This window comes from Neisseria iguanae, from assembly GCF_003013245.1.
In the GTDB taxonomy this organism is placed as follows: domain Bacteria; phylum Pseudomonadota; class Gammaproteobacteria; order Burkholderiales; family Neisseriaceae; genus Neisseria; species Neisseria iguanae.
In genome coordinates this window covers 1-24,347 of record NZ_PXYY01000029.1, presented here as the reverse complement: position 1 = coordinate 24,347, position 24,347 = coordinate 1, and the positions used below count along the sequence as shown (strand labels likewise).

Annotated in this window: 23 protein-coding genes, 2 tRNA genes and 5 pseudogenes; 11 read left to right on the top strand and 19 right to left on the bottom strand. The window is 47.9% G+C overall.

Features of this window, described 5'->3' with window-relative positions:
* Window positions 1-131: 131 nt before the first annotated feature.
* Window positions 132-902 (top strand): porin family protein, encoded by a 771-nt coding sequence (locus tag C7N83_RS06200; RefSeq protein ID WP_245911151.1) that lies wholly within the window; start codon window positions 132-134, stop codon window positions 900-902.
* Window positions 903-1,292: 390 nt separating this feature from the next.
* A pseudogene (locus tag C7N83_RS06190) lies at window positions 1,293-1,463 on the top strand (transposase); the annotation flags it as partial.
* A 10-nt stretch (window positions 1,464-1,473) separates the two neighbouring features.
* Here C7N83_RS06190 and C7N83_RS06185 read toward each other — a convergent pair.
* Window positions 1,474-1,734, bottom strand: a complete 261-nt coding sequence (locus C7N83_RS06185) for a hypothetical protein (protein ID WP_211296592.1) — start codon at window positions 1,732-1,734, stop codon at window positions 1,474-1,476.
* 387 nt (window positions 1,735-2,121) lie between these two features.
* On the opposite strand from C7N83_RS06185, the gene lolA reads away from it, so the two are divergent.
* Window positions 2,122-2,742: an outer membrane lipoprotein periplasmic chaperone LolA gene (lolA, locus tag C7N83_RS06180; protein ID WP_106741375.1), complete on the top strand. Its 621-nt coding sequence runs from the start codon at window positions 2,122-2,124 to the stop codon at window positions 2,740-2,742.
* A 92-nt stretch (window positions 2,743-2,834) separates the two neighbouring features.
* Here the strand turns inward: lolA and trmA are convergent, their stop codons facing one another.
* From trmA to C7N83_RS06160, 4 genes are all read right to left on the bottom strand, one after another.
* Complete coding sequence (trmA, locus tag C7N83_RS06175; RefSeq protein WP_106741373.1) at window positions 2,835-3,917, bottom strand: tRNA (uridine(54)-C5)-methyltransferase TrmA; 1,083 nt, start codon at window positions 3,915-3,917, stop codon at window positions 2,835-2,837.
* A gap of 869 nt (window positions 3,918-4,786) precedes the next feature.
* On the bottom strand, window positions 4,787-6,319 hold the full coding sequence (gene pta / locus C7N83_RS06170; RefSeq protein ID WP_106741372.1) for a phosphate acetyltransferase: 1,533 nt from the start codon (window positions 6,317-6,319) through the stop codon (window positions 4,787-4,789).
* Between the two features lie 225 nt (window positions 6,320-6,544).
* The gene (prfA, locus tag C7N83_RS06165; RefSeq protein ID WP_106741370.1) at window positions 6,545-7,621 is read right to left on the bottom strand and encodes a peptide chain release factor 1; all 1,077 of its coding nucleotides are present in this window, start codon (window positions 7,619-7,621) and stop codon (window positions 6,545-6,547) included.
* 137 nt (window positions 7,622-7,758) lie between these two features.
* The gene (locus C7N83_RS06160; RefSeq protein ID WP_146135104.1) at window positions 7,759-8,001 is read right to left on the bottom strand and encodes a hypothetical protein; all 243 of its coding nucleotides are present in this window, start codon (window positions 7,999-8,001) and stop codon (window positions 7,759-7,761) included.
* 193 nt (window positions 8,002-8,194) lie between these two features.
* Between C7N83_RS06160 and C7N83_RS06155 the strand changes: the two genes are divergently transcribed.
* Window positions 8,195-8,419, top strand: coding sequence for a hypothetical protein (locus C7N83_RS06155; RefSeq protein ID WP_146135103.1), 225 nt, complete (start codon window positions 8,195-8,197; stop codon window positions 8,417-8,419).
* A 4-nt stretch (window positions 8,420-8,423) separates the two neighbouring features.
* Here C7N83_RS06155 and C7N83_RS06150 read toward each other — a convergent pair whose 3' ends face one another.
* The 7 genes and pseudogenes from C7N83_RS06150 to folP form a co-directional block, all read right to left on the bottom strand.
* Window positions 8,424-9,194, bottom strand: a complete 771-nt coding sequence (locus tag C7N83_RS06150) for a TatD family hydrolase (RefSeq protein ID WP_106741365.1) — start codon at window positions 9,192-9,194, stop codon at window positions 8,424-8,426.
* A 44-nt stretch (window positions 9,195-9,238) separates the two neighbouring features.
* A complete protein-coding gene (locus C7N83_RS06145; protein WP_106741364.1) occupies window positions 9,239-10,243 on the bottom strand; it encodes an asparaginase in 1,005 nt (334 codons plus the stop codon).
* 134 nt (window positions 10,244-10,377) lie between these two features.
* A complete protein-coding gene (locus tag C7N83_RS14690; RefSeq protein ID WP_170064831.1) occupies window positions 10,378-10,533 on the bottom strand; it encodes a hypothetical protein in 156 nt (51 codons plus the stop codon).
* A gap of 48 nt (window positions 10,534-10,581) precedes the next feature.
* Window positions 10,582-11,221, bottom strand: a pseudogene (locus C7N83_RS06140) (IS1595 family transposase).
* Window positions 11,222-11,506: 285 nt separating this feature from the next.
* Window positions 11,507-12,184: a DedA family protein gene (locus C7N83_RS06135; RefSeq protein ID WP_106741362.1), complete on the bottom strand. Its 678-nt coding sequence runs from the start codon at window positions 12,182-12,184 to the stop codon at window positions 11,507-11,509.
* Window positions 12,185-12,404: 220 nt separating this feature from the next.
* Window positions 12,405-13,745 (bottom strand): phosphoglucosamine mutase, encoded by a 1,341-nt coding sequence (gene glmM, locus C7N83_RS06130; RefSeq protein ID WP_106741361.1) that lies wholly within the window; start codon window positions 13,743-13,745, stop codon window positions 12,405-12,407.
* 180 nt (window positions 13,746-13,925) lie between these two features.
* A complete protein-coding gene (folP, locus tag C7N83_RS06125; RefSeq protein ID WP_106741359.1) occupies window positions 13,926-14,771 on the bottom strand; it encodes a dihydropteroate synthase in 846 nt (281 codons plus the stop codon).
* A 329-nt stretch (window positions 14,772-15,100) separates the two neighbouring features.
* Between folP and C7N83_RS06120 the strand changes: the two genes are divergently transcribed.
* Window positions 15,101-16,294: an amino acid aminotransferase gene (locus C7N83_RS06120; protein WP_106741357.1), complete on the top strand. Its 1,194-nt coding sequence runs from the start codon at window positions 15,101-15,103 to the stop codon at window positions 16,292-16,294.
* A gap of 77 nt (window positions 16,295-16,371) precedes the next feature.
* On the opposite strand, the gene C7N83_RS06115 is transcribed toward C7N83_RS06120, so the two are convergent.
* A tRNA-Arg gene (locus C7N83_RS06115) sits at window positions 16,372-16,447 on the bottom strand.
* Window positions 16,448-16,728: 281 nt separating this feature from the next.
* On the opposite strand from C7N83_RS06115, the gene C7N83_RS06110 reads away from it, so the two are divergent.
* Window positions 16,729-17,532, top strand: coding sequence for a c-type cytochrome (locus C7N83_RS06110; protein WP_106741356.1), 804 nt, complete (start codon window positions 16,729-16,731; stop codon window positions 17,530-17,532).
* A gap of 59 nt (window positions 17,533-17,591) precedes the next feature.
* A pseudogene (locus tag C7N83_RS16945) lies at window positions 17,592-17,816 on the top strand (IS1595 family transposase); the annotation flags it as partial.
* Here the strand turns inward: C7N83_RS16945 and C7N83_RS16940 are convergent.
* Window positions 17,809-17,927 (bottom strand): annotated as a pseudogene (locus C7N83_RS16940) (IS1595 family transposase); the annotation flags it as partial. The pseudogenes C7N83_RS16945 and C7N83_RS16940 sit on opposite strands and share 8 nt — an antisense overlap.
* Window positions 17,928-18,208: 281 nt before the next feature.
* Between C7N83_RS16940 and C7N83_RS06100 the strand changes: the two are divergent.
* Complete coding sequence (locus C7N83_RS06100; RefSeq protein WP_106741354.1) at window positions 18,209-18,586, top strand: YkvA family protein; 378 nt, start codon at window positions 18,209-18,211, stop codon at window positions 18,584-18,586.
* 63 nt (window positions 18,587-18,649) lie between these two features.
* Here the strand turns inward: C7N83_RS06100 and C7N83_RS06095 are convergent, their stop codons facing one another.
* The 4 genes from C7N83_RS06095 to dapF form a co-directional block, all read right to left on the bottom strand.
* Window positions 18,650-19,138, bottom strand: coding sequence for a prokaryotic membrane lipolipid attachment site family protein (locus C7N83_RS06095; RefSeq protein WP_170064830.1), 489 nt, complete (start codon window positions 19,136-19,138; stop codon window positions 18,650-18,652).
* Window positions 19,139-19,302: 164 nt separating this feature from the next.
* Complete coding sequence (gene cysK, locus C7N83_RS06090; RefSeq protein WP_106741352.1) at window positions 19,303-20,235, bottom strand: cysteine synthase A; 933 nt, start codon at window positions 20,233-20,235, stop codon at window positions 19,303-19,305.
* A gap of 104 nt (window positions 20,236-20,339) precedes the next feature.
* Window positions 20,340-20,930 carry a hypothetical protein gene (locus tag C7N83_RS06085; protein WP_106741351.1) on the bottom strand — a complete coding sequence of 197 codons (591 nt, stop codon included), beginning with the start codon at window positions 20,928-20,930 and terminating at the stop codon, window positions 20,340-20,342.
* Window position 20,931: 1 nt separating this feature from the next.
* On the bottom strand, window positions 20,932-21,780 hold the full coding sequence (gene dapF / locus C7N83_RS06080; RefSeq protein ID WP_106741349.1) for a diaminopimelate epimerase: 849 nt from the start codon (window positions 21,778-21,780) through the stop codon (window positions 20,932-20,934).
* Between the two features lie 680 nt (window positions 21,781-22,460).
* On the opposite strand from dapF, the gene C7N83_RS06075 reads away from it, so the two are divergent.
* The 3 genes from C7N83_RS06075 (at window position 22,461) to C7N83_RS06065 (ending at window position 23,775) form a co-directional block, all read left to right on the top strand.
* Complete coding sequence (locus C7N83_RS06075; protein WP_106741348.1) at window positions 22,461-22,808, top strand: energy transducer TonB; 348 nt, start codon at window positions 22,461-22,463, stop codon at window positions 22,806-22,808.
* Between the two features lie 201 nt (window positions 22,809-23,009).
* Entirely contained in the window at window positions 23,010-23,510 is a 501-nt protein-coding gene (locus C7N83_RS06070; RefSeq protein WP_106741346.1) for a NemA protein, read from the top strand.
* A 189-nt stretch (window positions 23,511-23,699) separates the two neighbouring features.
* A tRNA-Asn gene (locus C7N83_RS06065) sits at window positions 23,700-23,775 on the top strand.
* Between the two features lie 34 nt (window positions 23,776-23,809).
* Here C7N83_RS06065 and C7N83_RS16730 read toward each other — a convergent pair.
* Window positions 23,810-24,217 (bottom strand): annotated as a pseudogene (locus C7N83_RS16730) (site-specific integrase); the annotation flags it as partial.
* Between the last annotated feature and the right edge of the window lie 130 nt (window positions 24,218-24,347).

Sequence of the window (24,347 nt, the reverse complement as noted above, 5' to 3'; positions counted from 1 at the left end):
GCCGTTTTGCCTGATTCCCAAAATGCTTAATCCCGTTAATAGGATTTTATCTTTCAGCAAAATGTGTACCGTGATTGATATGAAAATGGGTAAATTTACCCACCTCTAACACATCATAACGGCGATACCGCTTGGGTGCATGTGATTTGGGCATGGGCCGCAAATTGGGCCGCGACGGCGTATCTAAAACGCTGCAAGGAAAATATGTGCCTTACAGCCCCGATATGGCCGTAAATGTGTATTTGGATGCCGCAGGCAAACCGGTTCGCGCTTCGATGAAACAATGTGACAACTGGTTCTCAGGCAATGCACCGCGTCCGGTAGCGATTCCTGCGCCCAAACCGACTCCGCCGGCTGCCGCTGCGCCGGTGGTGGCTGCTCCTGTGGTTGCAGCAGCCCAATCGAGCGGTGTCCGCCCTTATGTATTCGGTAGCGTAGGTGCGCTGCGCGACGGTGTTTCTACTACCGAAGCCGATGCAAACTTTGATGACCGAGATGTTGCCGTAGCAGGTCAAATCGGTGCAGGTATTCAATTCAACGACTTGTTGGGTGCCGAAGTGTACTACCAAGGCGGTGGGAAACACAAATACAAAAACGCAGATGGGTCGGATAGCATAAAAGCAGGCAACCATACTGTAGCCGCGCGTCTGACTGTGGGTACGAATATAACCGACAAAGCACGCGTATTTGCCAAAGCTGGTGTGGCCGGTGTACAACAAAGGGCTGAAGGCGACAAACAAACCAAAGCCCGTGCTACTGCCGGTATCGGTGCAACTTACGACTTGACCGACAACTGGGCGGTTCGTGCCGACTACGATCACTATTTCAAACGCAATGGCGATAATGGTGTGAAATGGAAAGGTGCCGACTACTTGGGTATCGGTGCGCAATACAAATTCTAACCGCTTGTGATGAAAACCAACCGGCTCTCCAAAGAGCCGGTTTTTGCATGCTTGATTTTTCAGACAGTCTGTTGCCATTTTGAATGGCCCGCAGATTCGCATAGCTAAGTACAACTTTTGATAACAGAAAAAGGTCAGTATGCGGCAGCATACTGCCTTTCCCGACAAGAAAGATTGCATATCAGCCACACACAACCGACCTTAGAGCAAAGATACTGCCCCTCCAAAGTCACTGATATGACCGGGAGCATCGAAGCTTGTGCGCGAAGGCAAAGGAGATAAAGCATTGCTCGGTTTATTAAAATCGAACCAATACTGCGTTGGTGCACCTTGCCGTACTGTCTGTACTGTCTGCGGCAGACTGCCTTGTCTCATTCCAAACCGAATCAACTATATTTTGGCAGACAACGTCAAGGTAAACGCGGTCGTGGTGCTGCCGGCAAAGTTGCTGTATTCGGGCTTTTAAAGCGAAACGGTAACGTTTTTACCATTACCGTACCGAATACGCAAACAGCTGCCTTGCTGCCAATTCTCCGCAAACAGGTTAGCCCTGACAGCATATGTTTATTGTTTATACGGACCGGTATTGCGGACCCAAATCTTTCAACGTAGCCGCGCGTACCGACGCTTCACCGGCGCGTTTCAAAGTCGGTTTGTGTGTGAACGATTCGTAGAATTTAGCCGTGCCGTTCAAAACAGCGGCATCACACTCGGCTGCCGTGTCATAGCCTTGGTTGCCGTGCGCATCAGTCACCATCCCTGCTTGCGCTTCCAAAGAAACAAGAGAAATCCCGATTGCAGCCAAAGCGGCCAAAAGTTGCGTATTTTTCATATTCAAAGCTCCATGTAATTGGAAAATAAGCCACCCGCGCTCACTATAGATTGCGGCAACTCATACGGTCATCTTAATACAGCGTTTTTTATTTGGCTAACTTCCACACCTGAAACATGGTGAAGAGTATTGAAAATTCCCTTCTTTGCAACAAATTCTCAATCTTAGAATTCGGTAAAAATGATGGTAAACCGACAAAATACGTTATTTCTGCGGCAAAAAAATGTGAAAAAATATCTGTTTATCTGCGCAAAAACATTCAAGATTCAATTTCCTAAACCCAAATTGACACATTTACAAAAATTAAATGCGCATACCTCCCCCTTGTAAGCTGTGAAATTACGCCTATACTGGACGGCATCTTCCCCTGAATAAGGAAACCGCAGTATGAAACAACAAACCCTTTTGAAATGGATTGCAACTGTCGGCATGGGCGCAGCCATCGGCTTGGCCCAAGCAGGCGCAGTCGATGCCCTGAAAAAATTCAACAGCGATTCAGACGGCATCGCCGGCAATTTCAGCCAAACCGTCAAAAGCAGAAAGAAAACCCAAACCACCCACGGCACCTTCCAAATCCTGCGCCCCGGCCTGTTCAAATGGGAATACACCAAACCCTATAAACAAACCATCGTCGGCGACGGTAAAACCATCTGGCTTTACGATACCGATTTGGCGCAAGTGACCAAATCATTGCAAAACCAAGCCATCGGCGACAGTCCTGCCGGTATTTTGGCGGACAAAAACGCACTCGGCAGCAGCTACACGCTGGAAGAAGACGGCTCGGCAAACGGCATTGATTATGTCTTGGCCACACCGAAAAAAAACAACGCCGGCTACCAATACATCCGCATCGGCTTCAAAGGCGACACCTTGGCCGCCATGCAGTTGAAAGACAGTTTCGGCAACCAAACCACAATTAATTTCAGCGGTCTGAACACGAAACCAAACTTGTCACGCAACGAATTCAAATTCACCCCGCCGAAAGGTGTTGATGTGTTGGACAATTAATTTGCTTGAAATTCAAAAAGCCGTCTGAAACTTTCAGACGGCCTGATCCTATTGGTAAAAAAAGCACGAGCCACATTGCCCGTACTATGCGCTTATTGGCGCTTCAACAATACGCCGCTTTCGATATGACGGGTAAACGGGAATTGGTCAAACAATGCCGCGCGTTTGACACTATGCGTTTGGGTGAGTACACTAAGATTGCTGCGTAAGGTTTCAGGATTGCAGGAAATGTAAATCACATTATCGAATTTCGCCACAAGTTTCAGTGTTTCGTCATCAATGCCGGCGCGGGGCGGATCGACGAAGATGGTGGAAAATTCATAATCCGCCAGCACCACACCCTGTTGCTGCAGGCGGCGGAATTCGCGGTTTTGGCTGTAGGCTTCGGTAAACTCTTCGGCGGACAAGCGCACGATTTTCACATTGCCGCTTTGGTTGGCTTCGATATTCCACATTGCGGCATTGACCGATGTTTTCGATATCTCGGTAGCCAACACGCGCCTGAACTGTTTGGCCAAAGGCAAGGTGAAATTGCCGTTACCGCAATAAAGCTCGAGCATATCGCCGCCCAATCCCTGTGCGGATTCGCAAACCCATGCCAGCATTTTTTCACACACACGTGCATTGGGCTGGGTGAAGCCTCCTTCAATCTGACGGTAATGGAAATCCTGATTGCCCGCGCACAGGGTTTCGGTGACAAAATCCTGCGTCAACACCAGCCTTTGCCCACGGCTGCGGCCGATAATCCACACGCCCAATTTGTCTTGCAAATCACGCGCGGCGGCTTCCCATTCGGCGTCGAGTTTTTTATGGTAAATCATTGTCACCAACATTTCACCGCTGAGCGTGGCCAAAAATTCCACCGTATACCAACGGTTTTTCAGCACGGGTTTGTCTTTTACCGCCGCAATCAGGCGCGGCATTAAGGCGTTGATGGCCGTATCCGCCGCCTCAAACTGATCGCAACGCAGCAGGCTCACGCCGCCGGCTTTCTGCCCGCGCCCGAACATGGCGTAAAAAATCCCGTCGCCTTCATGCCACACGCGGAATTCGGCGCGCATGCGGTAATGTTGTTCAGGCGATTCAAATACTTGGATTTCGGGAAAATCGAATCCTTGGAACAATTCTTTTAAATAGTGGATTTTGTCGTTTAACTGCTGTTGGTAAGCGCTCATTCTTTTTTGACTCTGAGTAGGGATTAGGCTCGGATTATAACCCAATAGGCCGTCTGAAAACACGGCCGCGGATTTCAGACGGCCTGTAAGAGATATAGAAAATTCCACCGTTGTTGATACTTTTTGTTTTTTCCTGAAGACCTGTTTTGGAATTTTTGCGTGTTACCGAAAAGTAAGGCAACGCCGCACGGTCTCTGACCATACTAAAATCTCCAAACAACCGTCTCGACAAAAAAACAAAAGCGGTTCCACATAAAAAGTACCAACAACCCGACTTTTTCCAATGCCATGAAACCTTTGCAAAATAGGCTGTTATCATAAATCCGTCATTCCCGTGCAGGCAGGGATGACAGGCCGGTATTTCAGCTTTTGTCCAACTCTGCAACAGTCCCGGTTTATAGCCTGTTAACTTAAAAATGGGTACAAATTTTTCTCATGCCGTCTGAAACCTGAAATTTGTCACTCCTGCGCAGGCAAGAATCTAGAACTTTGATTTTCATTAATTTTTTACAGGTTTCTGTGCGGCAGAACCGGATTCCTGCCTGCGCAGGAATGACGGCATTTGGATATTTCTGTGCTCATTATTTAGTGAAACAGCTATATTGCTTATGATTTAAACAATTTTATTTTTTCTTTTTTTTCAAACCTTCAGCTGACTTATCCACAAGAATGGCACAGAAAATGCGGCTGGCTGTCGGGACAGATTCGTATTGTCGGATTGGATAGGGGATATTGTTTTGTCAGTTTACCCGGATTTATACAGGCGCGGATTATCCATACTCGTTTATCCACGCCGATTACTACCGCAAAAAGGCCGTCTGAAGCAGATTTCAGACGGCCTTGGTTCATGTTTGATTGCTTAAGCGAAATTACGCTTCCAATTGCGCCGCTTGGATGGCGGTCAGCGCGATGGTGTACACGATGTCGTCCACCAATGCGCCGCGTGACAAGTCGTTAACCGGCTTACGCAAGCCTTGAAGCATCGGGCCTACGCTCAATACGTTGGCGTTGCGTTGGACGGCTTTGTAGGTACAGTTGCCGGTGTTCAAATCAGGGAATACCAACACGGTAGCCTGACCGGCAACCGCACTGTTTGGCGCTTTGGATTTGGCCACGCTCGGCACGGTGGCGGCGTCGTATTGTAACGGACCGTCAATCGCCAAATCAGGGCGTTTTTGTTGCGCGATTTGGGTAGCTTGTGCCACGGCTTCTACGTCAGGGCCGGCACCGGAAGTACCGGTTGAATAAGAAATCATTGCCACTTTCGGCTCAATACCAAAGGCTTTGGCTGAATCGGCAGATTGTATGGCGATGTCGGCCAACTGTTCAGGCGTTGGGTTCGGATTCACTGCGCAGTCACCGTAAACCAATACTTGGTTTGGCAGCAACATGAAGAAAATACTCGATACCAAGCTCGCGCCTGGTGCGGTTTTAATCAATTGCAAAGCCGGACGGATGGTGTTGGCGGTAGTGTGGACCGCACCGGAAACCAAACCATCCACGTCGTTTTGTGCCATCATCATGGTCCCCAAAACCACGGTATCTTGCAGTTGCTCACACGCCTGCTCCTCGGTCAGCCCTTTGCTCTTACGCAATTCGCACATCGGTGCAACGTATTGCCCGATCAAATCGGCAGGATCGATGATTTCCAAAGAATCCGGCAGGTTGATATGACGCTCTTTGGCTACGGCTTCCACTTCGGCACGCGGTGCCAGCAATACGCAGCGGGCAATGCCTTTTTCATGACAAATCGCAGCGGCTTGCACGGTGCGCGGTTCGGCCCCTTCCGGCAGCACGATGCGTTTGTTAGCTTTGTTTGCAGTGTCCATCATATTCACGCGGAATTGTGATGGCGACAAACGATTACGGCCGCGGTTGGCCAATTCGTTCACATCGCGCAATTGCCCGGTCGAACCAAAAAAGGTCAAGCCGGTTTGTTCGGCGGCAGCTTTACCCACCCCGGGCGCGGCATTGTCCAACACGAAACCGGCCAACACGCCCGGTGCGGTGATGTAGGATTGTTTGGCTAAATTCAATTTTTGCACGATGTCGTCAACGTCAGTTTCGCACAATTCGTTTTCTTCGTCGCAAGCACCCACGGCAAACACCACTGCGGCATCCAGTGACAAGGCCAATTCGAAGTTTTTAGTGGCCAAGAACACTTTATCCGCATTCGGGTGGATACCTTTAATGACCACGTTTTCCGTATTCATTTCGCTGATTTTGGCAACCAGGGTGTCTAACCAGTCGTCGCTTTTGCCTTGTGCCAGCAGCTTTTCGCCGAAACCGTTTTCATCCAGTGCGCGCAGGGCTTGGGCATTCGGCAACGCAGCCGCCAAAGCCTGAGTGGTCGCCCAGCTGTCGATGCGGGCGGAAACGGGTACAACCAATACGTTTGACATGTTTGTTCCTTGTTTGTGGGGGTAAAAAAGATAAATTCGCGCCCATTTTATCACTTCAGCGCAGCGGTTTACACTGATTACAACGGAATTTCAGGTTAAATCGACTTAACTTTGTTTGAAATCAGATAAAACTGACAATTTATACCAATATAAATAGACCAAGGCCGTCTGAAAGCGTATAGCTTTCAGACGGCCTTGAATCTTCTTTTGTTTATTTAATCAACATCAATCACCCATGGCTGCCAACAACTCTGCCTGATGCTCTGCAATCAGCGCATTGGTCAATTCTTCCAAGTCACCGTCCATGATGAAATCAAGTTTGTGTAAGGTCAGGTTGATGCGGTGATCGGTAACGCGGCCTTGCGGGTAGTTATACGTGCGGATGCGTTCGCTGCGGTCGCCACTGCCGATTAAGCTCTTGCGCTCGGCCGCTTCTTTGGCTTGAGCTTCGCGTTTTTGTGCATCGTTCAACCGTGCGGCCAATACTTTCATCGCCTGCGCTTTGTTGGCATGTTGGCTGCGGCCGTCTTGGCATTCCACCACCATACCGGTCGGCAAGTGGGTAATGCGTACGGCAGAATCGGTTTTGTTGATGTGCTGGCCGCCCGCCCCTGATGCACGGAAGGTGTCGATGCGCAAATCGGCGGCATTCAATTCGATGTCTTCCAATTCATCGGCTTCAGGCATTACGGCTACTGTGCAGGCCGATGTGTGGATGCGGCCTTGGCTTTCGGTAGCCGGTACCCGCTGCACACGGTGGCCGCCGGATTCAAATTTCAGACGGCTGTATGCACCCAAACCGACAATGCGGGCAATCACTTCTTTATAGCCGCCCAATTCGCTTTCATTGGCCGACACAATTTCCACCTGCCAGCAGTTGCGCTCGGCATAGCGGCTGTACATGCGCAGCAAATCGCCGGCAAACAAGGCTGCTTCGTCGCCGCCGGTACCTGCGCGCACTTCGATGAAAATGTTTTTGTCATCATCGGCATCTTTGGGCAGCAGCAATTTTTGCAGTTCGACATCCAATTCTTCAATCAGCCCGTTGGCCGCTTCGATTTCCTCGGCAGCAAATTCTTTCATGTCGGGGTCGGCCAACATTTCCTGCGCATCAGCCACATCGCTTTGCGCCTGCTGATACTTCTGGAACACTTCCACTACCGGCGTCAGTTCGGCGTGCTCGCAGGTCAGCTTGCGGTAGTTGCCCATATCGTCGGTGGCTTCCGGCTGGCCGAGCAGATGGGTGACTTCTTCTAAACGTTCACTAAGTTGTTGTAATTTTTCTAAAATAGACGGTTTCATATTTTTTCCGAGACAAAGACCGAGACCTTTGCAAAATCCCTGTATTCGGCACATTTCTTCATGCTCTGCGATGCTCGCACGTTGAACTGCACTCAAATCTGGTGGTTACAAAGGTCCCGGCCGTCTGAAACGTTGGTTCAGGCGGCATGAATGAGCGTTATTATAAAGTGTTTTAACGTAAATTCAAAAAGATGATATGCGCTGCGCCTGCAATTGCCGCGCAAAGGTACTGAGATTGTTTGCACAGCTTGGTTTAAGGCTTGATTCTGCTCTAGGCTTTCGTGGTGACGGAAGCCGACTTGAAACGCATTGACTTCGCTTTCGATTTCGGTGGCGGATTTATCACGGCCGCTTTGCATATCGATTAGGTGGTAAGTCATTTCGGCCGTCGCCCTACTGCGCAAATCGGGCTACACTTGCAATTTCAACACATCAACCGTCAAATTAACCGGCTTTTTAACCACCTTGCTGTTCAGCGCCAAACTTTACCCAAGGCATTTTACAACTCGCACCGTATTTCTTCGGAAGGCTCGCCATAGCATTGCGCATCCAGCATACGCAATGGTTGTAAACATGGGTTTTGTTTTGCTCTTTGATGGTAACTTGAATGTTTTGAGCGGCATACTGCTGGCCGACCACAGCCGAATCAATCTGATAATCAGGTTTGACAAATCCGCTGTACCACCCAACACAAAACCGCCGGTGATAATGACCGGAAGTTCATGGTGGGGAATGCTCGTGCGTGTCGTGAAAGATGCAATGTACGACAGCATGATTATTTTAATTCGGCAGGCTTAACTGTTTATTTGAGCAATTTTGAGATATTTTCTTCAGTTTTACAAGCAATTTCTGCTAAACCGACACCGCGCAATTCCGCCGCGATTTCCGCAATCCGCCGCACATTGGCCGGCGTATTGGTTTCGTTGGGCAGCATAAACGGGCTGTCGGTCTCCAGCACCATATCGCACAAATCCAGTTTTGCCACTACCTGCCGCACTTTTTTCGCCTTCGGATTCAATAAAAGTGACCCGATACCGATTTTAAAGCTACAACGCAGCAAAATCTGCGCTTCTTCCACGCTACCGGAAAACGCGTGCGCAATTCCGCCTTGGGTAAAGCCGGTCTGCTTCACCGCTTCGGCAATCGCGGCCGTGGCTTTGACATTGTGCACAATCACTGGCCTTTTCAGCTTTTGCGCTAATTCAAGCTGGCGGCAAAATGCTTCGATTTGCTGCTGCTTTTGCATTTCAGACGGCCTTCCCACCATAAAATCCAAGCCGGTTTCGCCAACCCACGCTTGCGGATGTTGCTGCAACAGGCGTTCGAGTCCGGCAAAATCTTGTGGCTGGATATTTTCAGCAAACCACGGATGAATACCCAAAGCGATATGCACGCGTTTGTCAGACAGCGTGTTGAGGGTCAGTAATTGAACCACTTCCGCCCAATCGCTGCGCTGCGTGGCGGGTACGATAAAGCGCGTCACGCCCTGCCCGGCTGCCAGCGCCCAAATTTCGGATAAACGATCGCGCAATGCGGGATCGGCAAGGTGGCAATGGCTGTCGGTGAAATGCATGGTCAACCTGTCTGAAAAATGTATTTTAAGTTTAGGTAGCTGTTTCAGATGGTATCAATCAACCCAAGCGCGTGTAAATTTTGCTGCACAGTCTCGGTATTCCATTGATTCGATACTGCTAAGGTCAAGAGCGCAGTAGCGGTTTCCAAATTGCATTTTCCGCCGTTCACCACACCGGCCTGGCGCAACGCGCTGCCTTGGGCATACACCGCAGCGGCGCAACCTTGCGGCACTTGGCTTATGTTGAGCAACAAACCGCCGCGAGCGGTAAAGCTTTGCACAGCTTGGATAAACGATGCATCGTTTGGCGCATTGCCGTGACCGTAACTTTGTAAAATCGCCGCCTTCATGTCGGTGTCTAACAGGCCGTCTGAAAAATATTGCGCGCTCAAACCGGGAATCAGCGTTTGGCAAATCACTTTAGCCCGGATATCAAGCGATAGAACCTTTAGGCCGTCTGAAGACAATTCGGCACGGCGTTCAGACGGCCTTACCAGCCACTGCCAGCCGCCTGATTGCTGCCATTGCGCCAATGCACCGAAATGCAGATTGTCGAATCCCGCAGTGGCTTCGGTGCTGACTTTGCTGCTGCCTACAGCAGAATACACTTTACCGTTAAACGCAACCAACACTTGCGGCAAAGCCAATTCAAACGCGGCGACGGCGGTGGCTAAGTTCAGCGGCGCATCGCTGTTGGGTGCATCATAAGGCCATTGCGAACCGGTCAATACCACCGGCTTATCCAAACCTTGCAACGCGAGCGCGAACAGGTTGGCGGTGTAGGCCATAGTGTCAGTGCCGTGCAGAATCAGTATGCCGTCGTATTGCGGGATTTTTTCAACCGATAAATCCAGCCAGTCACGCCAATGCTGCAGCTTTAGCGCCGATGAATCGATTAGGGGGCGATACACATGCCAATCGAATTCAAGGCCGTCTGAAAACGGTTGTAAGGCTTTGCCGACTAAGTCGGTATCGGGGCGTAAACCGTCGCTGCTGCTGCGCATGCCGATGGTGCCGCCGGTATAAAGGACGAAAATCTTTTGTACCATGGTTTTGTCTCAACAATAAATAAGGCCGCCTGAAAGATGGCAAACCACTTCATTCGCCATGCTTTCAGACGGCCTATTTAACTATATTTTCAATTCCGGTTCAATCCGCCCTGCTTCTGCCAAGGCCAACCTTCTCACGGGCTGGTTTCAAAACACACGGCATGTATCAATTCGCTGATTTTGACTTTACCGTTGCGGTCAAGTTGTTTGAACCCGCCCGCATCGCCTGCCCGGAAATCCAGTATCAACCCGGCGGTATCCACGTTTGCCCATTCGTCGGCGGTCAACACACTGCCGCCGTTTTTATGGATAATTTGGGGCTGATGTAAATTTAGCCCCTAAATACCATACCCTTTCCGCAAGGTTTTGAGTTGCGCCGACGGAGCACCAAAGTTAAATCCAAACCCGCACCCTTTCAAGAATAATGGAAAAGATTTGCAGGCAATTCCGTTGTGTTTTCTCAGAACACGTTTTGCCTGATTCTAAAAATTCCCAATACCGCTGATGTGGTTCTGACGATCAGCAAAGCATTGCGAATGATTGCTGCAATGGTGATGGAATTCACGCACATCAGGCACGTCATCATTGTTATAAACCATGCCTTCAGGCATGACTTTTCTCTTAGAAAGCAGGAGGTAAGGTTTCGGTTCGGGCGTTGTCCGCAATCACAGAACAGTCTTTTCCATCCCGTTTTGGGATGCCGGAAACAGCCACTTTCCCTGCGGCACCTCTGCCGTGTTTGCCTTTAGGATAACCCCAAAATAACGCTCGTCCAACTCAACCGCAGCATCAAAAACCGCATCGGCTTCCAATGCCGAACGGTGACTGATAAACCCTCTCTCGTATTTTGCGCTAAGAAAGTAGCGCAGAATTGGGCCGGATACCCAACAAATCAGCCGCCGAACGTGCAGTAAATTCCCGTACAAAAAATTCGAGCAGTTTTTGTATGTTTCTTTCTAATTTGCAATGGGTTATCACCGGTATGACTGCTGATCTATGTCAGCCCCAATAATTTTTCCGCCAAATCGGGTTCACACGCCCGCGTATGTTATGCATTGATGCACACCATATTAAAACTGTTAATACCCATTTTATCGCCCTACTCCTGATTTTGTCTTTATCCGCTTCAAATATCATGACAAAACCGCCAATATCCGTGGATAAACGTGTTTGAATAGTATTTTATGCTGATGTATGGCCGTAAAAAAGCATCTGACCATATCAGATGCTTTTGAATAAATAACGTTTCCATTTCCATAGGATTTAAATATCGGGCTTGGTTTTGGCTGCAGCAGCGGCTTTGCGTTTGCTGCGCAGTTCCGCCAGTTTGTCACGATAAAAACGGCTGCGCTGGCGTTTGCGCCACCAAAACCACAGCAATACGGCGGCACCGATACCAATCACCACAAACAAACCGGATTGGAAGCTGTGAACCTTAGCCATCAGCCAGTCGATGTTGTTTGCACCATAATCACCCAAATAAATCCATACCGGCACGGAAATCAAGGCGGCCAAACCATCCATCATCAAAAAGCGCATATACGATACTTTGCGGCTGATACCGGCAGTAATGTAAATCGGCGTACGCAAACCGGGCAGGAAACGGGCGACAAACAATACCCAGTTGCCGTATTTATCGAATTTTTCCTGCACCTGCGCATAACGCTTCGGCGTCATTACGCGAGCAACCGGTTTGAATTGCAGGATTTTGTGCCCCAAAATGCGTCCGGCGGCAAACATGCAGCCGTCACCTGCCAGCACGCCCAGCATACCGACTAAAAACATCACATGCACATTGGTATAACCCAAGCCGGAAATGACACCGCCCGTAACCAAGGTTACATCTTCGGGAATAGGCACACCGAAACCGCATGCCAGCAGCACCAAAAAGACTGCGGCATAACCGTATTCAACGAAAAAAGCTTCCAAAAAAGCAAACATCGGCAGGAGGTTCTCACAGTGAAGTTATTCTGGCAGACCGTTTCAGACGGCCTAATATTTGAATGCGGCATAACCGCCAGTCAGATACCGCTATTCTACCAACAGATAAAGCCGTCTGAAAGCATAACAAGCCGATTTCATCAAATATTCATTATAATTAACCCAAAGCAACAAAAAAGGCGGCTCGATTCTGCCGCCTTTTCCTTTGGTTTGAATGGGATTATTTTTTCGCACCCTGAATCGCTGAGGCGATGCGTTCCGCACCTTTTTGCGCCCAGTCGGCCTGTTTGGCTTCCACCATCACACGCACCACCGGCTCGGTACCGGAAGCACGCAATACCACACGGCCTTTACCTTCCAATTCTTTTTCTACTGCGGCCAACACGTCTTTCGACGCTTCCTGCCAGTTTTGGCCTTTTTGGATGCGCACGTTAATCATGGTTTGCGGGAACGGCTGCCAATCGGCGCACACGGTAGCCAAATCCTGCCCCAAAATGCGCAATGCGGCCAATACCTGCAAGGCTGAAATCAGGCCGTCGCCGGTGTTGTGTTTGTCCATGCACAAAATATGGCCGCTGGCTTCGCCACCGATTAACCAGCCGCGTTGGTGCAGTTGCTCCAACACATAACGGTCGCCTACTTTGGCGCGGCAGAAATTCACGCCTTGCTCATTCAAGGCGATTTCCATCGCCATGTTGGTCATCACAGTGCCGACCACACCGCCGATTTCAATACCTTCGCGCGCGCGGGCTTTGGCGATGACGTAAATCAGGCTGTCGCCGTCGTACACTTTGCCGTTTTTATCCACCATCATCAGGCGGTCGCCGTCACCGTCCAAGGCGATGCCGTAGTCGGCTTCATTCTGCAAAACAGCGGCTTGCAAGGTTTTGGTATGAGTCGCACCGCATTTTTCATTGATGTTGTAACCGTTTGGCTCGTTACCGATGGAAATGACTTTCGCGCCCAGCTCGTGGAATACTTTCGGCGCCATATCATAGCCTGCACCGTTAGCCGTATCGACCACCAATGTCAGGCCGCGCAAATCCAAGCTGGCCGGAAAAGTCGATTTGCAGAATTCGATGTAGCGGTCGTCGGCACCGTTAATCCGGCGTGCACGGCCCAATTTGTCAGACGGCAGGGTTTTCATTTCCTGATCAATTTTAGATTCGATTTCCAATTCGATTTCATCGGAAAGTTTCACGCCGCCTTCGGCAAAGAATTTGATACCGTTGTCGGAATAGGCATTGTGCGATGCAGAAATCATCACACCGGCCGACAAACGCAGCGCGCGGGTCAGATAAGCAACACCCGGGGTCGGCAACGGACCAGTTTGAATCACGTTGACACCGGCGGCGGTAAAGCCGGCAATCAGTGCCGCTTCCAACATATAGCCTGAAATACGCGTATCTTTACCAATCAACACGGTCGGTTTCTGCTCGGCCTCATGCTGCACCAGTACCTGCCCGGCGGCATAACCCAGTTTCAACACAAATTCAGGGGTAATCGGGAATTGACCCACTTCACCGCGCACACCGTCGGTACCAAAATATTTTTTTGCCATGGAGGTTGCTCCGTTATTTCAAAATGAGAAAAATTGTATTTAAAGAGATGAATAGCCAAACAGACGGAATCTGCCTCGCGCGGCCAGATACCGTCTGAAAGGTATAGTTCCATCATCGTCGTTTTTAATTCAAACCGTTGTTTTTAGACCTGTTTTTCATACGGCTTAAATATACACCACTCAAACACCCAAAACCTGCCACACCTTCAAAGCATCGCCTGTCGCCTTCACGTCATGCACACGGATAATCCGCGCACCGCGTGCAACCGAAGCCAACGCTGCTGCCACGCTGCCGTGAATACGTTCAGACGGCGTGGTTTCACCGGTCAACTCGCCAATCATGCGTTTGCGCGACACGCCAATCAGCATCGGCAAACCGGTGGCCTGCATCAATTCGGGCAAATGGCGCATCAACGCAATATTGTGTTGCAGCGTTTTACCAAAACCGAAACCCGGATCAAGCGTGACGCGGCCGGCGGCAATACCGGCTTGGGCACATGCCGCCACGCGTTCGTTCAGATAACGCACCACTTCGCCGACTACATCCTGATACTGGGGATTATCCTGCATGGTTTCAGGCAACCCCTGCATGTGCATCAAGCAAATACCGATATCGGGATAGCGCGCCAGCACACCCACCGCATCTTCATCGGTCAAGGCCGCAACATCATTAATGATGTCGGTGCCGCCTTGCGCCAAAGCACGCTGCATCACCGAAGCGCGGCGCGTATCCAAGCTCACCGGTACATTCCATTTGCCGATTTCCGCCAACACGGGCTGCACACGCCGCCATTCTTCTTCGGGCGACACAAAATCCGAACCCGGCCGCGTTGATTCACCGCCGATATCGAGAATGTCTGCGCCGTCTTTCAAAAGCTGTTCGGCATGCTGCAAGGCCGTCTGAACATTTTGCGAATACGTGCCGCCGTCTGAAAATGAATCAGGCGTCAGGTTCACAATACCCATGATTTTCGGCTCGGCCAAATCAATTTGAAACCGCCCTGCCTGCCAGATGGTCTGCGCCATGAATTTTCCTTATCAACAACAAACAGCAACACATTAAGCACGCCATTATAACAGGCCGTCTGAAAGGGTTAAATAGTCAGACGGCTCCAGATCTGTTCACAACCCATCTTTGGCATATTTTTTCGCGCCACACTTCTCAAACGCCAGTCCGTCTTCGCGATATGCCTGCGCGCTCTGCGATGCTCCCGTTTTGAACCATACTCAACTCTGTCTGAAATTTTGCAAAAATCTCATCTTACGAATAAAATTGTCAACAATCCGGCTTTATACCAAAATCCAATTCATCAAGTCTAAGCAACTCCCTTATCGAGTGATTCAAAGGAAACATCATGTACCAACACGTCGAATTCTATCCCGGCGACCCGATTCTGAGTTTGGTCGAAACCTACAACAACGATTCCCGCCCTGAAAAAGTCAATTTGGGCATAGGCATTTATTTTGATGACAAAGGCAAAATGCCGGTATTGCAATCAGTGCGCCAAGTCGAAGTCACCCGTGCCGCCGAGCCGCGCACCAGCCCGTATCTGCCAATGGAAGGCTTGGCCGCTTACCGTGAAGCAGTACAGCATTTGCTGTTTGGCAAAGACCACCCTGCCGTTAAAGAAAACCGCATCGCCACCATCCAGACTTTGGGCGGCTCGGGCGCATTAAAAATCGGTGCCGACTTTATCCACCGCTGGTTTCCCACGGTAAAAGCCTATGTGAGCGACCCGACTTGGGAAAACCACAAAAGCATTTTTGAAGGCGCGGGCTTCGAAGTCGGCACTTATCCGTATTACGATCCAGCCACCATCGGCGTGAAATTCGATGAAATGACGGTATTTTTTGAAACCCTGCCTGAAAACAGCGTACTGATTCTTCATCCGTGCTGCCAAAACCCGACCGGCGTGGACATGACCGAAGCGCAATGGGATAAAGTACTGGATGTGATTCAGGCACGCCGACTGATTGCGTTTATGGACATTGCCTATCAAGGTTTCGGCGAAGACTTGTACAGCGATGCCTACGCCATCCGTAAAGCAGCCGAAATGAGGCTACCGCTGTTTGTGAGCAATTCGTTTTCCAAAAACCTGTCGCTTTACGGCGAACGCGTCGGTGGCCTGAGCGCAGTCTGCCCGACACCGGAAGAAACGGAATTGGTGTTCGGCCAATTGAAATACACCGTGCGCCGCATTTATTCCAGCCCGCCCGCACACGGTGTGCATATTGCGGCCGGTGTGATGAATACGCCAGAATTGTTTGCGCTGTGGCAAAGCGAAGTCTATGCCATGCGTGACCGAATTCGCGCCATGCGCCAATATTTATATGAAGTGCTGAGCACGAAAATTCCCGACAAAGATTTCAGCTACTTCATCAAGCAGCGCGGCATGTTCAGCTACACCGGCTTAACCGAGGCGCAAGTGAACCGTTTGCGCGAAGAATTCGGCGTATATCTCTTGGTGTCCGGCCGCATGTGCGTGGCCGGATTAAACCCGACCAACGTCGAATATGTGACCGATGCCTTTGCCGAAGTATTGAAATAAGGCAATAATTTGAAGTAAATCAAAAGGCCGTCTGAAAAAACTTCTCTTTTCAGACGGCCTCTTACATAATAGCCCTTTGGCGCACCCGACTGGGATCGAACCAGCGACCTTCAGCTTCGGAAACTGACGCTCTTCCAACTGAGCTACGGGTACGAAAAAAACATAAGAATAGCTTAAATTCGGCTGTTTGGCAAAATTAATGTACCAAGTGAATGAAAGGCTACACACGACAACAAAATCCAATCTTTAGAATATCGTATATTTTACAAATCCTTAGTATGCCAAATATTTTTATTTTCAAAGTTTTTTGCAGAATTTCGAGCATATTGATTGGAAAGCATCTGTTAATTCAGTATAATCCAGCAAAATATTGTTAATTCCGTTTAACAAACCAAATATAACTTACAGCACAATCCAACGGCGAGACCTACCAAATGAAACAACTCAGCAACAACAAAGCCCAAGGCTCAGCATTGTTCACCCTTGTGAGCGGTATCGTTATTTTGCTCGCGACCATATTCTTCTTTATCAAACTGGCCGGCAGCGGTTCATTCAGCGATGTTGACCAAACCACCGAATCGGCTACTCAAACCCGTATCCGGCCGACCGGCCAAATCGCTTTAGGCGACGGCATTGCGGTAGGTGAACGCCAAGGCGAAGCCATCTTCAATAAAACCTGTATCCAATGTCACGCTGCCGACAGTATCGTGCCAAACGCGCCCAAACTGGAAAACAACGGTGACTGGGCACCACGTATTGCGCAAGGTTTCGACATCCTGTTCAACCACGCGCTTAACGGTTTTAACGCCATGCCTGCCAAAGGCGGCGCAGCTGACTTGACCGACCAGGAATTGAAACGCGTCATCGTATTTATGGCCAACAAATCAGGCGGTTCTTTCCCGAATCCTGATGAAACCGGTGCCGCACCTGCTGAAGCTGCTGCTCCTGCTTCGGAAGCACCTGCCACCGAAGCTGCCACCCCTGCCACTGCCGGTCCAGATGGCAAAGCTGTTTACGACGGTTTGTGCATGGCCTGCCACGCTTCAGGCGTAGCAGGCGCACCTAAAGTCGGCAATGCCGCAGACTGGAAAGAACGTATTGCCCAAGGTAAAGATACACTCTACAAACACTCTATCGAAGGCTTCACCGGCAAAAAAGGCATGATGCCAGCCAAAGGAGGTAATCCTTCATTAACTGATGATGAAATCAAAGCTGCCGTAGATTACATGGTTAAATAACCCCATAGAGATTTCAATATGGGGCTGAAGTAGGTTATCAGTCGTGTCAGACTGCAAAAATGAAGATAACCAATTGCAAATTAACAAAGAATACCCAAAGAAAACTTCTCCGGTTTTTTGTACCGGAAGTCACAGCCCGTGCAGCCGCTGATATTTTGGGTATCCGGCCCGATTGGGCTATGTTGTCCTACCGTAAAACCTGCAAATGACTGCCTGTCATTTGGCGCAGGAAGCCGATGGGGTTTTCAGGCACTATCGGGACGGACGAGCGTTATTTTGGCGGATTTTACGGTAAAACAACAGGGTAGAATCAGGCCGGATACGAGTATACCGGCAGCTGCACGGGCCATTATTTCCAATACAGAAAATTGAAGTAATTTTTTCCGTGTAGATTTGCTCCGTGTAAATTTTCTTGTTTTTCAATGGGTTATCTTCATTTTTAAATGTAACCTGTAACCCGAATGCTCATCTACGTCAGCTCCTCAAACATTCTGTTGTGTTTAAATCGGCTTTATCGGTTTGGCTGTCTGCGCATTATCATAAAAATGCATTCAGTTGACGTATCTTATCATCTAATCTCTTATACTTACCTTTGATTTTCCGTTCCAATGTTTTAACCAAACAAGAAAGATAACCGAATTGCGCATATCATTAAAACGATTAAAAAGGCTTTTCTATGAACGATTCAAACTCTATTTTTCCCGAAGACTATATCCCAAAATTCAGACGCAAGAAACTCAACGAACCCGGTTTTTTACACAAACTTGGCCGTTTTGCAGGCAGATTGGGGGCGCCGGTAGTCCGTCGGCTTTATGCGCTGTATTTTCTATGGAAATCACCCCATACGCCCAAACAAGCCAAAATGATTATCTTGGGTGCTTTGGTGTATTTTTTCAGTCCGATTGAAGCGATACCCGATTTGCTGGGACCAGTGGGATTCACCGATGATATTGCTGTCATCGCGCTGGTTTACCGTCAAATGAAATCATATCTGACCGAAGATATCCGCGAGCAGGCACGCATCGCTACCGATAAGATTTTAGGCAAAAAATGAAACCAGTGAAAAGGCCGTCTGAACATTCAGACGGCCTTTTTTTAATTTGATTTTAGTATCAGGTTATTTTAATGGAGACATATTCATCACTTCCATCAGGAAATTAGTAAATGCCGGATTGCTTGGTTTGCTGTTCATGCTTTTCCAGCGTTGCTGCCAGCCACGCAAAGCATTTTGGATATACAGCTTGGATTGTTGGGTAGTAATCTCACCACGTTGACTGTCTACTGCTGAACGCAGATAAACTTCATACATGCTGTCGTCAACAGAGTTACGGCCGACCAATTGAATGCGGTAGCGGTTTAAATATTGGGCAGCTTGGACTTTCGTCATTTTTCCTTGACCGACCTGATAGCTTAAACGCGTGGCTTCATCACGGATTCTGGAAACATCCGACCAATGGCTAGAAACCAAACTGAAACCTGCGGCCGGCGCGCTTGTCACTTTGACGTTGGTTGGACGCACGGGCACTTCTTTTAAAGTTGGCACATAGATAGATTGACAACCGGCAAGTACCGCCAATACAAATAAGAGAGGGATATTTTTTTTCATATGGGTTATTATAATCAGATTCGTCGAATAGTCCAAATGATGGTCGCATTGATACTGCATCCGGTTTGTTCAATTACAACATATTATTTCGAAGCCGTCGTCATCAGTTGAAAAATGGAAACACACAAAAAAGCCGCCTGAAACGGCCTTTTTAAAACACGATATTATGCCAAATCGGCAAACAATAACGTAGAAAGGTAACGTTCGCCATAGGAAGGAACCAATACTACAATCAACTTACCTTCATTTTCAGGGCGTTTAGCCAATTCCAATGCACTCCAAACAGCCGCACCGGAAGAGATACCCACTAAAATACCTTCTTTTTCAGCCATTGCACGAGCAGTTTCAAACGCTGCTTCGTTTGGTACTTTGATGATTTCATCGTAAATCGTCGTATTCAAAACACTCGGCACGAAACCGGCACCAATGCCTTGAATTGGGTGAGGGCCTTTCTCGCCGCCGCCCAATATCGGCGAAGCTTCCGGCTCTACAGCAACAACTTTAACATCAGGATTGCGTTGTTTCAAGACCTCACCCACACCGGTCACCGTGCCACCTGTACCTACACCGGCCACGAAAATATCAACTTTACCGTCGGTATCGCGCCAGACTTCTTCAGCAGTAGTTTCACGGTGGATTTGCGGATTGGCTTCATTATCAAACTGACAGGGCATAAAATAAGTGCTCGGATGCTCGTCTAACAAAGATTGTGCTTTGGCAATCGCGCCACCCATACCTTCAGCGGCAGGGGTCAGAATCAATTCGGCACCCAAAGCACGCAACAGCATTTTGCGCTCCTTACTCATACTTTCCGGCATGGTGATAGCCAGTTTGTAACCGCGGGCGGCACATACCATTGCCAAACCAATACCGGTATTGCCACTGGTTGCTTCAACAATCACGGTATCTTTATTGATTTTGCCGGCCTTTTCAGCCTGCTTGATCATCGCTTCTGCAATACGGTCTTTCACGCTGCTGCCTGGGTTAAAAAATTCCAACTTCACAGCAACATCAGCTTTCAAACCCTTGGTCAAACGGTTTAATTTCACCAACGGGGTGTTGCCGATTAATTCGGTAATGCTGTTTGCAATTTTCATACTCTGCTCCTGATTAAAAAAGAATACAGCTTGCATATGTAAGTTCAGGCTGTCTGACAAACCAATATTTAATATTTTTTATAACTTTTCGTTGAAAAATATCCTTATAGGATGATGGACAAAATTACCACCGCCTGAACGATCAACAACATCAAATAGCCGCTTTGTAGCTGCCGGCTACTGAACAAGCTGACAGCTTGCTTCATGATTTTAACGCGATGCAAATAAAACACAGCCATCAAAACAAATTGCAACACAAACCAATAACCCGGCTTCAATGCATAAAAAGTCAACAACGCCGGCATGGAAAAGACCGATGCCCCTTCCGGATACTGATGCCAAACCATGCCTGCCAGCAAAACAAACACCAAACTCATCAGCGCATTGGTGACCGCAAACAAACTCAATATCGGATGCGCTGCGTCAGCCTGCCAAAACCGACCGTCAGGCGTTTTCTTCCAATGATTCAGAAAGAAAAAAATACTGCTTACGGTCAAATAGAAATGCGGAATAAACAAAGGCCCCACATGGGTAATGCCCCACGCGCCCGGCACAATTTCTGCCCCTAAAAAACCAACGGACAGCCATGAAATCACCGCCGCCCAAAACCATTGAAACTTCTCGGCTTTGAAAATCAACCATAAGAAAAACACGGCATAAATCACAGCTGCCCATAAATCAAAATAAAAAACCATCTTAATATTGCAACTCGCCTTCAAATACCGTTTCAGCAGAACCAGTCATCATTACATCATCTCCCGCCTGCCAGCTGATAAACAAATCCCCGCCTGGCAGGCTGACTTTGACAGGCACACCGCCATCCAGCAAGCCCAAACGCACACCGGCCACAACCGCTGCACAAGCACCTGTACCGCACGCCTGAGTTTCACCTGTACCACGCTCATGCACACGCAGCTTAATAGACTGTCGATCGACAACCTGCATAAATCCGACATTCACACGTTCAGGAAATTGGTTGTGCGATTCAATGGCTTCACCCCAGTATTCTACCGATGCATTTTTTGTGTCTTCAACCATAATCACCGCGTGCGGATTACCCATATTGACACAGCTTACCGGAATAGATTCCAAGCCTACCAACACGATATGCGTTAATGCATCTTCAGTTTCTTCACCTACAGGCACAAACGGAATTTCAAACGGCATCAATTTCGGTTTCCCCATATTGACCGTCACCCAGCCGTTATCCAATAATTTCGGCACGATCATGCCGCTTGCCGTTTCAACCAAAATTTCTTGTTTATCGGTCAAACCTTTATCCACGACAAAACGCACGAAGCAACGTGCGCCATTGCCACATTGCTCCACTTCACCGCCATCCGCATTAAAAATACGGTAGCGGAAATCCGCCGCTTCAGACGATGGTTTTTCCACCACCAAAAGCTGATCAAAGCCCACACCGCGAAAACGGTCAGACCATTGCGCCAACGGTGCTTCTTTCGGATCAAACGGCTGTTCAATCCCGTTAATTACCATAAAATCATTGCCTAAACCATGCATTTTTGTGAATTTTAAAGTTTTCATTATTGATTCCTAATAATTATCCACCCGAACGTTTTCAGTATGCAGAGACAAACTGTATATTGAGAGCAGCATCCGTCAAATCAAACCATTCAATCTAACGACCCATTATATTTTAAAGATGCCGTCTGAATACATTCTACCTCAGTTCAGACTAATTTTTATGCCTCTATTGCTTTTAAATATCGCCACATTCAAGACGGACAACGCGGTACCTTGATTGTATTTTGCAAGAATCATCAAAAAATATTTCATAAAGCTTTAGATAAATGCATTAAAAAAGCAACACTTAAAATAATCGGTGCAAAAATAAGACAGATGGTATTTTTAAATAAATAAACGGTGTTTTTAAATTTCAAATATACGGCATTCTCCCTATAGATTATGCTATCCAAAATAAATATATGATTTTTAAATAATTAATTTATCATATTTTCTTAAGTTGCTTTTCATAAAATATAAAACCAAACTTAATTTGCCAACAATTAGAATAAACGCTACTAAAATTAAAACCGTTTGTCGAGATTTTTGCGCATTTATCGCTTGTCAATTATCTGAAAAAATTGCAAAATACATATATCAAAATACGGAACAAAAAACGTTTATATAAATAAAATCATTATAAAACAATTGATTATATATTGAAAAATTAAGACGAACGCATAGCTTACAAGGAAAATATCATGAATATCCGCCAGACTTTAACTGCTTTAATTGCCTTCACCGTTTTGGCCGGTTCACAAGCCGCCATCGCAAGCAATGTCGCTTTTTATCAAAAAGCATCTGAAGCCACCGCTCCGATCACAGGCAAAGTCACCATGCGACTGACAATTGGCGCAGACGGCGATGTTCACAGTGTCCGTGTTATCCGCAGCAGCGGTTCAAGCAGCATTGATAACAGCGCTGTTCAATGGATGGAAGCGCAAACTATGTCGCCTGTTTTTATTAACGGTATTGCGAAAGAATTCAGCATTGTGAAAGAAATCAAATTTTCAGAAGACAAAAATATTCAACAAATCAGCCTAAAGTAACCTCTTTTCATCTCATTGCTTACTCTGAACACCAAAAAGCACTTTTTCTCAGGAAAGTGCTTTTTGGCATTTTCGTACCTAAAAACCAACAAAACCCTCAATTATCCATACCTTTTACTTACAATAACGAAAATCCGGCATGAAAAACGCTATACTCAATGCAATCCGTTAGTGAATAGATTTCTAAAGGAAAACCAACCAATGAAAATGATTCTATCTGCCGCACTCGCCATCGCCACTTTAAGCGCATGTTCATTAGGCACACCCGGCATGTCTATCGGCTTGGGACTCGGCACCGCATTGGGCAATCATGTCGGCTTGGGTACATCTTTAAATATCCCTGTGCGCCTGGATAAAACCAAAATCGGTTCCAACACTAATCAAACTAAAAATAGCAGTGTCAATATTGTTGACGAGCAAATCGTCACCTATTTCGATGCGCATGGGAATGTTTCCAATAATGCCGTTAACGGCGGCTTTTACCGTCAATTACTGAGTAAACGCAATAATGAATACGTGGTGCAGGATTTTTACGGCGACAACAACATCAAACGTACCGACCCCTATACCATCAGCCGCAACCAGCTAATGCAATTTCATGCTACACCAACCAACGGCTCTTTGACGACTTATGCGTACAACGGCAACATCATGCAGCAGCAAGTTTTCCAAAACGGCAAATTGGTCAGCGCAAAATACTGAATTTGTGCAAAATAAAATGGTTTAGCCGAATAAAATATCCAGCTTCAGACAGTCTAACAATACTACTCTGTCCCTGATCCTATCGACCAAAATAAATTTTCTTAACTTTCAAATATTTGTAATATTGCTACGAATTTATTTCTCTCTATCGGTTGACACATTTTGTGCAAACGCTATAATACGCCCCATTCCCCGATAGCTCAGTCGGTAGAGCGACGGACTGTTAATCCGCAGGTCCCTGGTTCGAGCCCAGGTCGGGGAGCCAAATTTTCAAAGCCTAAACAATCGTTTAGGCTTTTTTAATTTAGTCCACCGATGCCCTTTGTGTCCAATTTGTGTCTAAAGCTCTCAAGATTATCTAGCATACTTGCATGAGTGGCTAAATGTTCTGTTGCCAAATGCGCATACCGCATAACCATATCCAGCTTTTCCCAACCGCCCATTTCTTTCAAGGCAAGTAACGGTACACCTCGTTGAACAAGCCAGCTTGCCTAAGTGTGCCGTATATCATGCCATCTGAAATCCGTAATTCCGGATTCTCTCAAGGCTCATTTCCATATCCTGCCGTCTAATCCGGAAACAGGCTGATTATTACCGTTGGTAAAAACGTAAGTCTTATTAATCCCAATACGCTCAGCTAAAACCGTTACTGCCAAATCATTCAGCGGAACGCCTATTGATTTGCCTGACTTGGTTTCATCAGGATAACACCCCGAACAGGTCTGCGCCCCCTCCAAACACAAAGGCATCAAACCGCAGCACCGTCATCCCGCCGAAGACCGTAAAACGGCGGCAGCCTTCACACCCGCCGGCGCGCCATTTCCAAACCCCGGCAGA